Origin of the sequence: Delftia sp. ZNC0008, from assembly GCF_000799035.1 — a bacterium.
GTDB classification, from domain to species: domain Bacteria; phylum Pseudomonadota; class Gammaproteobacteria; order Burkholderiales; family Burkholderiaceae_C; genus Comamonas; species Comamonas tsuruhatensis.
This window is the reverse complement of the sequence record NZ_JTKZ01000889.1, coordinates 1-2,118: the sequence shown is the minus strand read 5'-3', so window position 1 is coordinate 2,118 and position 2,118 is coordinate 1. Positions and strand designations below refer to the sequence as shown.

At 71.3% G+C, this 2,118-nt stretch carries 4 protein-coding genes; 2 read left to right on the top strand and 2 right to left on the bottom strand.

Going from position 1 to position 2,118, the window contains the following annotated elements; genetic code table 11:
- On the top strand, positions 1-430 hold a 430-nt coding region (locus L995_RS28650), incomplete at its 5' end, for a LytTR family DNA-binding domain-containing protein (protein ID WP_047474776.1).
- Positions 431-466: 36 nt separating this feature from the next.
- On the opposite strand, the gene L995_RS28645 is transcribed toward L995_RS28650, so the two are convergent.
- Positions 467-1,240 (bottom strand): ABC transporter ATP-binding protein, encoded by a 774-nt coding sequence (locus tag L995_RS28645; protein WP_047474777.1) that lies wholly within the window; start codon positions 1,238-1,240, stop codon positions 467-469.
- 13 nt (positions 1,241-1,253) lie between these two features.
- Between L995_RS28645 and L995_RS28640 the strand changes: the two genes are divergently transcribed.
- Complete coding sequence (locus L995_RS28640; protein ID WP_047474775.1) at positions 1,254-1,619, top strand: hypothetical protein; 366 nt, start codon at positions 1,254-1,256, stop codon at positions 1,617-1,619.
- 3 nt (positions 1,620-1,622) lie between these two features.
- Here L995_RS28640 and L995_RS28635 read toward each other — a convergent pair.
- The coding region (locus L995_RS28635) for a TolC family protein (RefSeq protein WP_047474774.1) at positions 1,623-2,118 on the bottom strand (496 nt) is incomplete at its 5' end.

The window sequence follows — 2,118 nt, the reverse complement described above, 5'->3', positions numbered from 1 at the left end:
GGCCCAGCGCACGGTGGCCCCGGCTGGCGCTGCGCTGGCGCAGGCGCTGGAGCAATTGCGGCACCTGGCCGGTGCCACGGCCCCCGCCGCCACCGCTACCGAGCCGCCGCTGCAGATGATCCAGGCCGGCGTGGGCACGCAGATCCAGATGGTGCCCGTGCACGACGTCGTCTACTTCGAGGCCGCCGACAAGTACGTGCGCGTGCTCACGGCCTCGCATGAGTACCTGGTGCGCACGCCGCTCAAGGAACTGCTGCCCCGGCTGGACGCCGAGGATTTCTGGCAGGTGCACCGTGGCACCGTGGTGCGCGCAGCGGCCATTGCCAGCGCCCAGCGCGACGAGGCCGGCCGGCTGTGGCTGCAGCTGCGCGAGCGAGCGGAAAAACTGGCCGTCAGCCGCCTCTACGCGCAGCGGTTCAAGGCGATGTAGGTGGTGATGTAGGTGGCGATGTAGACGCCGGCTCGGTCAGCGCAGCGGCGGCTGATCGGGCAGGTCCAGCACGTCGTCCCAGGCCACGCCCTGCATCTCGTCCCAGTGCGCAACGATCACGCAGCGCAGCCCGTGCCCGGCCACAGGCGCAGATTGCTGGCCGGCCCGGTTCAGCCCCGCCAGCGTGCGCTGCACATGGTCCATCGATCCCCGGTCCAGCGCGGCCAGCGGCTCGTCGATCAGCAGCAGCGGCACGCCGCTGGCCCAGCCCGCCGCCATCCACAGCTTGCGCAGGCTGCCCGTGGACAGGGCCAGCAGGGGCTTGTGCAGATGGGGCTCCAGCCCCAGGCCATCGGCATGGGCCTGCCATGCCGCCTCGCTCCAGGCCGGGTGCAGCTGCCGCTGTGCCTGCACCCATTCCTGCGCGGGCCGGGCACGCTCGGCATTGGACAGTTCGGCGCGCGGGTCGCGCCAGAACAATGCAGGGCGCTGCGACGGGTCCGGCTGCTGCGGATATACCAGGCGCCCGGCCTGCAAAGGCAGCTGGCCGGCCAGCATTTGCAGCAGGCTGGTCTTGCCGCAGCCCTCGCCGCCGCGCACCAGGCACAGGCCCACGGGCCAGTCGTGCGAGGCGCCATCCCACAGCAGCAGGCCCGGCTGTCCGAAGCGCAGGGCCTGCGCGCTCACCATCGGCGGCGCCATCGATTGCTGTGCGGTGTCCATCTGAATGTCTTTCCGGTTCTGCGATGCGGGCGATTGTGCACGCGGCACAATGCCGGGCTTTCCCTTTTCCAACCACGCACTACGCATGCGGACCGCCACCATGATCCTCGACTACCTGGATTTCGACTACAGCGAAGACGACGAAGGCACGGGCTGCTGGGACGCCATGGCCAGCGTGCCCGCCGCGCGCGTGCCGGCGCTGGCGGCCGAGGTGGAGCAATTGCTGGCCTGGGCGCACCGCCGCTTCAGGGGCCGGCGCGGCCCCATCGAGGAAGGCGGCGACTGGGACTACGAGCTGCAGGCCCAGGACGACGGCGGCCAGCCGCTGGCCTGGCGCTTTGACGCAGCCACGGCGCGCCTGCAGTCCGTGGCGGCCGGGGATGGCCGCACCACGGTGAACCTGTCGATCAGCGGCAGCGCGGCCTTCGGCGAAGCATTGCGCCAGGCCTTCGAGCTGCAGGACTGAACATCAGCGCGCGACAGCCTGCGGCCCCTGCACGGAGGCCGGCCCCAGCGGCTCCCAGCGCCCGGCCACGTTCTTGAGCAAGGTGTTGACGGCGGCAAGGCGCCGGTTGCGCACATCGATCAGGCTGCGCCGGGCCGACAGCACCGTGGTCTGGGCGCTGAGCACATTCAGATAGGCCACCGTGCCCGCGCGGTACTGGTTGTTGACGACATCCAGCGCCTTCTGCGCGGCGGCCACGGCCTCGATCTGCACCTGCTGCTCGCGCGCCAGGGCGGATGCGGTGACCAGGTTGTCCTCCACCTCCTGCAACGCCGTCAGCACGGTCTGGCGGTAGGTGGCGGCGGCCAGGTCCAGCGAGGCACGCGCCGACTCCACGGCCGCCGTGCGCGCGCCGCCGTCGAACAGCGCCAGCGCCAGCGACGGGCCCAGCGACCAGAACAGGTTGGGCGCACTCACCAGGTTGGACAGCGATGCACCCCGGTAGCCGGCCGTGACGCGG

Excerpts from the sequence above, each read along its gene's own strand:
- L995_RS28645 (WP_047474777.1), bottom strand. The coding sequence starts at position 1,240 with ATGCGTAGTGCGTGGTTGGAAAAGGGAAAGCCCGGCATTGTGCCGCGT.
- L995_RS28640 (WP_047474775.1), top strand. The coding sequence starts at position 1,254 with ATGATCCTCGACTACCTGGATTTCGACTACAGCGAAGACGACGAAGGC.